Source organism: Flaviaestuariibacter amylovorans, from assembly GCF_039541815.1.
GTDB classification, from domain to species: Bacteria; Bacteroidota; Bacteroidia; order Chitinophagales; family Chitinophagaceae; genus Flavisolibacter; species Flavisolibacter amylovorans.
Genome location: NZ_BAABGY010000013.1, coordinates 1 through 6,715 on the forward strand (window position 1 = coordinate 1; position 6,715 = coordinate 6,715).

Consider the following 6,715-nt stretch of genomic DNA (forward strand, 5'->3'; position numbering starts at 1 on the left):
TTTGCCATCGCTACAAAAGGAACAACCTATCAGGCAGATTTTAAAAGCCAGCTGGCGTAGAAAATCTTTTGGTTTTTAACACAGTTCATGTTAGCCGCCGGCCTTTAATAGTATTTTGCACCTTGGGGTGCCAATTCCTCCCACTCTGATACGGTAAAATGTTGCGCCAGCTCCTTTCCGAACGCTTTTGTTTCCGCAGGCGTTAATACATCCTTCAGATGTCGGAACATAAAGATGTTCACGTAAACTGACTGCACGGTGGATCCTTGCCAGAATTGCAACATTGCTTTGTCATTCAGATGATGCAAAAACATGTTCTTTGCCTTCGCAGTATCTCGATCCACTAGAGCAGCAAAAGCATAAACGCGCACATTAGTATTGGCATGATCTGCAAGTTCTTCGAGCTCATCGGGCGTGGCATACTTCCGGAGCTCTAAGTATCGCTTGAACTGTGCAGAACTGTCTCCTGCGTAGCCGATCTCAGCATCCTCCACGTAGGGCCACTGACCAATTTCCTGAATGATGGGATTAAGGCGATCAATCTTACGTGTTGATGCTGACATTACCGGCACTTCTTCCCCGATCCCCTCAAGGTCGCTATCGTCCTGAGATTTGCAACCCAAGAAAACAACAATGACGACGAACAAAAATTTTTGAACTTGAGGGTGGTTCATATGCTGGCGGCTAACGGCCAGGGCTTTGCGCTGTGGCCCAGCATGAAATTACGAACTATAGTGATTGTTGAGAGGCCATAGCGGAATAGCCCATGTTAGCCGCAGCCGGCATAAGATGAGTATCGCTCAATTGACTACTTTATCTGGAAGCACCTTCTCGTTGGCCAGCAAAGGAATTTTAACATCAAACCAAGCTTTGATCTCTGAGTAATTTCGATGATAATAATCAGAGAAGCCAAAAGAGCGGCCGGCGTTAGATATGAGATAACTATCCTCTATCGGACCATAGCGCATAATATATCCTCTTTCGGTAACATATCCGCCAAAGTCGCCATACTTAAAGCTCTTCGGCCTTCCTAATCCCCAAAATGACCGTACTTCAAAATGGTCGGGAAAAAGCCTATACGCGACCGCCCTATGGCGAACTCCAATAAATCTAAATTGCATTCTAACAGGCAAGAAAAGAACCACCGCCAACAGAATCTGCAACAGCACATGTAGGTCGAAGGCGCGATTGAGTAGATACCAAACACCTACCATCGCAGCAGTAAGGTAGATGAGAGCTACTGTCCCTCCTAGTATGGTCCATTTAAACTTCGATCTCATCAGAAAGGTAGGTTGCGGCTAACGACCAGGGCTTTGCGCTGTGGCCTGAACTAAAGATAAGATTTGAAATGAAACGAACGGCCATAGCGCAACAGCCCATGTTGGCCGCTGCCAGCTGTTTTAAGCTGATGCACCTATATCTCCAGGAGGTTTCCTTCAGTATTCTCGCTACGTGATATTTTCTTCACTTACACAATATCAACTATCAAGTTCAGATTTAATCTCCTGGATATTTCGTCCAATTGTTGCTTTTTGTCTTGCGTAGATGAATGGGTCATTACCAATACGCCGGGCTTCAATTCAGTCTGTCGATAGTAATCATCTTTCTTGTTTGATATTAAAGGAACACCTGCTCTAGACATGTTCAACGGCTGAATCTTTTCGTATCCGATAATTGAAATACACTTTACAAGTGTTTCGTAGGCAAATCGCTCTGACACAACTTTTCCGTCCGGGAATCTAACAGACAAAACTGTTTTTTCAGATTTCGAATGCAGCGGCACAGAATATCCCTTTTTTGGCGTAAAAGGCTTGGGATTGTGATTGATAACCTCGATTTCTTCAGGGGCCGAAAAGCTCCGCTTTCTAGTTATCCGTACAGCGAGGGGCTCATCAGGGATATATTCCACTACTAACACAAGCTCTCTTTGAATTTGGGTGATAACTGGATTAATTGCCTCTTTAACTTTTGGAATAATTTCCTCTCTAATTATCTCTTCCTCGATTCTACTAGTTTCTTCAATCAACTTATCGGGCAGTTGGACACCCAATTCTTTAAGGTTCTGAATACTGTTATAGAGTTGCTCAAGCTTTGTCATAGCGTTTGGTTTTGGTGAACGGTAGCGGCCAACGACCAGGGCTTTGCGCTGGCCGGCGTGCTTTAGGAAAGATATTAATTATAACCGACCTAGGCTAGCGCAACAGCCCATGTTATGCGCAGTGTCACAGAGGCCTCAACCGGAAGAAAAAGCTCCCGAAGGCTATGCCTACCGAGTAAAGTCCTGGATAAAGCAACGATGTATATGTCACGTTATTCGCATTTCTGAACAAAAAGGCAAAAGTCACGCACATTAGTACAACGGCTATGAAACACAAGATCACCTTTAGCTTCTGTTCAGGCAATCCCGTCTTGATTAACCGCTGATACGCAAAAAAGTATATGAGAGCAGCAGGTAGGGAAAATGCTATTCCGTAAATAAAAGCAAACAATACGAAAAGGCCGCCCTCGATTCCGCCTCCACTGAACATGCTGAACAGTATTGGCGGCACCAATAAAGACGCTGCCCAAACCTTGATCGGATAGTATTTGCGTACTTGCGGGTTCATACATTGCGCATAACGACCAGGGCTTTGCGCTGTGGCCCAGCAGAAAGGTACAACTTATAAAGAATGTCGGGAGGCCATAGCGCAATAGCCCATGTTAGCGGCTGTCCATCGTGAGGAGGTAAAGCTTTTCAGGCATGGTATCCCCTGTTGCGATTAGAAAGTCGTGATGGTTAAAACAAAGTAGCCAGTCATACTTCTTCGAACATATATAGAACTCATCGATCCCCACACTTTCCGCAATGACCTTGGTGATAGTCTCGATATACCCCTCATAGAACCAAAATTTCCAGTTTCGACCATTAACGAAGAACCAAACAGGCTCGAAAGGATCAACCAGACGTGGCAGCAGGTCAAGTGGCCAGGTTGAGAACTGTACCGAATAGCTGTCAAGTTTAAAATGCTCCCATAACCAACCCGGCCTTTGCTTCCAGTGCGATATCCCCACAAACCGATCGTAGATCTTGTCTTCGATCTCTTGCCAGCCACTGTGTGGTCTAAGCGGGTGAAACCTGTCTGATGGAATCGATAGCTCTGTTACTACTTTCTCCAAAGCTTGGCAAACAGGGTCATTGTAATAGTGCATACAATTTTCAATCTTGGGACGGTTGCCGGATAGCCGCTAACGACCAGGGCTTTGCGCTGTGGCCGGGGATGAATGTACGACCTTTCCGGGTGTTCGAAGGCCATAGCGCAATAGCCCATGTTATGCGCCGCCGGACTTTGGGATGGAAGAACCAGCAAATCGGACAGGAAGACTCGTCCCGTCACGCCTGCCTGCTACGAAGCTGGTAGCAAGCCGCCCGCCCTCGAGAGCGCGGCCTCGTCCGGCTACTGCGAAGCAAAATCCGGAAGTCGTCGTGTCCCGGTCACAGAGAATTTGATTGCAAAAAGGCCGCGCGGAGCCGTTGTAAAAGTTGTCGTCGAAGCATTCGACAAAGTGCTCGATGCAAAGCGGATAGCGGGCGGCGGCGAGTTTACGTCGGAGCTGTCTACGAAGCTGCCGGCGCGAAAGTCGAACTAAAGAAATGGTCCGAAAAACCGAAGCCACTTTAGCGAGGACTCCCGCTCTAGATCCCACGGAAGGCAGGTGGCGCATAACGACCAGGGCTTTGCGCTGTGGCCGAGGATGAATTTACGATCTTTTAGTGTGTCCGGAGGCCATAGCGCAACAGCCCATGTTATGCGCCGCCGGACATTGAGATGGGAGAACCAGCTAATCGATCAGGAAGCATGGTCCCGTCACGCCTCTTGCTATGAAGCTGCGTCCGAGCCGCCCATCCGCCTTTAGCGCGGCCGCGTCCGGCTACGGCAAAGCAATATCGGAAGCCGTCGCATCCCGGTCACCACGAAATTGGTTGCGAAGAGGCCGCGCGGAGCCGCCGCAGAAGTTGTCGCCGAAGTCGTCGACGAAGCACTTGATGAAAGGAAGAAAGGCGGGCGGCGTCTAGTTTCGAAGAATGTGCTACAAGGCCGGCTGCGATGTGGTCGAACTGAGGAAATGATCCGAAAAACTGATGCTACTTTAGTGAGGCTGGCCAAACTTCGACCTAAGGAAGGCAGGTGGCGCATAACGACCAGGGCTTTGCGCTGTGGCCGAGAATGAAAGTACGAAGTTTCAGAGTGCTCGCAGGCCATAGTGCAATAGCCCATGTTAGCGGCAGGCCGGGCACTTAAGAAGACTTCCTGCGTCTAAATTGCTCGATGACCATGAGCAGAAATGCTAAAAGTCCGAGGACCACAAACAAAATCAAGCTCCAATAGACTCCCCAATAGGCAATCCTTGCCAAGGTTAGACAATCGCTAGAAAAGTCAGCACTCCCGTAGAGCCCAATGAAGTATAGGAGAACCACAAATGATGCACACGAAAAGTAAAGCACATGGGTGGCAAGTGTAAGTCGCGGGCGCAAACGCAGGTAATACCTACGCGCTAAATACACCATCAGCACAGGAACAACAAAAAGCCATATTACCTGAAAGAATGACATTCCCCTAAAGGTAGGGTATCTGTAGGCTTGCCGCTAACGCCCAGGGCTTTGCGCTGTGGCCGAGGATGAAATTACGAACTATAACGAAAGATCGCAGGCCGTAGCGCAATAGCCCATGTTAGCAGCAGGCCGGCCGAATTTGGGTTAATCAGCAAGGTTCAAGCCTGCAGATGCCGAAATAAAGAATGTACCTAGCGCCATAACAAGAAAAAAAAGTAAAAAATATACATCGTACCACTTTTGAAAGCGTTCTACACGCGCTGCCCCGTATTTCTCGCAAATGTTTTCGTTTAAGTCAACTTGTTTAATTGGAAGATTTATCAGTATAACTGGAATTGTTAACCATAGGGACAACAGACTCGGGCCAAAGAGGAAATGCGCAGCTGCCCAAAATAGCTTCTGAAGGAAAAACCCTTGAGCCAAAAAGAAATGCCGAAATACAACAACAAATAGGGCAGGTAGTGCCAACGCAAAATAACAGAAGTTGATATAGACCAAAGCCACAAAAAACTTTGAATTTGCAAATCTTCTCATCTCATCGCAATTAGGACTGTAGGCTTGCTGCTAACGGCCAGGGCTTTGCGCTGTGGCCGAGAGGAAAGTTAGTGCTTTAGAGAATCCCCGGAGGCCATAGCGCAATAGCCCATGTTGTGCGCTGTTTATCAAGAAAGAATATTCGAGAATAAGGCGTATGGGTGTCCAAACTGGTTTAAAAGGATTGCTGCGGCGCAAACGATGATAACGCCCAAATACTTACGCGCGGTCATCATCCAAATAGCAAGCAAACCGAAAAATGCCAAAAACCCAGCTGAATACAGATGTGGGTTGGAGATTAAATTTACGGTCTCTTTGGGAATCAATGGCGAGTCTAGTTGATATCTTGCTATAAGATAGCTAGCAACCCGCAGTGCTAGAAGGCCAAAAACGGCAACCAAAAGAACCTTCGAAGCAACTTTCCAAGATTTCAGCTTATCTGTATTCATTGCAGATCCATTTGAACTTTAGTGATGGTCGGAATAGCGCACAACGCCCAGGGCTTTGCGCTGTGGCCGAGAATGAATGTACGAACTATCAGAGTGCTCGCAGGCCATAGCGCAACAGCCCATGTTGTGCGCTGTCATCAAAAGTTGGGACTCTTTGCATTAAACGTCTCCCTTGTGCTGGTCTAAAAAGCTGGTGATTGTGCCGATCTTACGTTCAAGGTCTTGCCGCATTTCTTTGAAATGTTCAATTTCGTCGGGCTCGAGCTCGGTAGATAGATCGGTCTCAGATACCATCGACTCGTGCTTCCGATAAAACTCAACTCCTTCCCTATGTACAGTTCCTAGATACCTAAAAGAAAGTAGCAAGCTCTTAATGATAACGATCAAGTTCGAGACGCGATTCGTACTCGCCGGTTGGTTGTAAAAGTCATCGATCAAAATACCAACTGAGTGGTTTAACGAACGGCCTTGCTCTAATCCGGAGTCAACTGACTCTTCGAGCAACACAAGCAATTCGTAATATTTCCAGACTTCCAAAAGAGAATGATTTGAATTGAGGAGACTGATAGCGCACAACGACCAGGGCTTTGCGCTGTGGCCGAGAATGAAATTACGAAGTTTCAGAGTGTTCAGAGGCCATAGCGCAACAGCCCATGTTATGCGCGGCCCATCAGGCGGACCGGTCTACCATAAGAGTCCAGATCCGGAGGAACACCATTAGGAGGGCCACTAAGGCAATTACTGTCGCGAACGTTCCGAGCCTTTGCTCGCCACGTCGATATGCGACAATTCCAAGCGCGGTTGCAAGAAGCCCAGCAAATGCCAAGAAGTATTTGTATCCGTAGGTCAACTCGACGATGCCGAACAGAGCGCGTGTCTTTCCGGTCGCGGCCTCATAGCGAGCTGCAATTTGAAGATTGATCCAAATCAAGATTGCAATAGTCACCAAACTGAGAACAAGTGACGAGACAAGCAAAGGCCTCGAGTTGTCCGTTCTGTATCTAACTAACATGCTCTTTGGATTTAGGAGTGTCCCGGGGCGCGCATAACATACCAGGGCTTTGCGCTGGCCGGTCTGCTTTAGTGAAGATATGAACTAAAACGACCTAGGCTAGCGCAACAGCCCGTGTTATGCGCTGTT

The 6,715-nt window shown here is 47.7% G+C and carries 7 protein-coding genes; all 7 read right to left on the reverse strand.

Annotated features, from left to right (window positions below; all coding sequences use genetic code 11):
- Positions 1-104 precede the first annotated feature (104 nt).
- The 7 genes from ABD937_RS18725 to ABD937_RS18755 all read right to left on the reverse strand — a co-directional run bounded on the left by ABD937_RS18725 (position 105) and on the right by ABD937_RS18755 (position 6,111).
- Complete coding sequence (locus ABD937_RS18725; protein ID WP_345257393.1) at positions 105-674, reverse strand: hypothetical protein; 570 nt, start codon at positions 672-674, stop codon at positions 105-107.
- A 126-nt stretch (positions 675-800) separates the two neighbouring features.
- A complete protein-coding gene (locus ABD937_RS18730; RefSeq protein ID WP_345257394.1) occupies positions 801-1,280 on the reverse strand; it encodes a hypothetical protein in 480 nt (159 codons plus the stop codon).
- A 188-nt stretch (positions 1,281-1,468) separates the two neighbouring features.
- Complete coding sequence (locus ABD937_RS18735) at positions 1,469-2,098, reverse strand: hypothetical protein (protein WP_345257396.1); 630 nt, start codon at positions 2,096-2,098, stop codon at positions 1,469-1,471.
- Positions 2,099-2,700: 602 nt separating this feature from the next.
- Complete coding sequence (locus ABD937_RS18740) at positions 2,701-3,189, reverse strand: DUF6756 family protein (RefSeq protein WP_345257397.1); 489 nt, start codon at positions 3,187-3,189, stop codon at positions 2,701-2,703.
- 1,546 nt (positions 3,190-4,735) lie between these two features.
- Positions 4,736-5,125 (reverse strand): hypothetical protein, encoded by a 390-nt coding sequence (locus ABD937_RS18745; RefSeq protein WP_345257398.1) that lies wholly within the window; start codon positions 5,123-5,125, stop codon positions 4,736-4,738.
- A 128-nt stretch (positions 5,126-5,253) separates the two neighbouring features.
- Complete coding sequence (locus tag ABD937_RS18750; protein ID WP_345257399.1) at positions 5,254-5,574, reverse strand: hypothetical protein; 321 nt, start codon at positions 5,572-5,574, stop codon at positions 5,254-5,256.
- A 159-nt stretch (positions 5,575-5,733) separates the two neighbouring features.
- Complete coding sequence (locus ABD937_RS18755; protein ID WP_345257400.1) at positions 5,734-6,111, reverse strand: hypothetical protein; 378 nt, start codon at positions 6,109-6,111, stop codon at positions 5,734-5,736.
- Positions 6,112-6,715 lie beyond the last annotated feature (604 nt).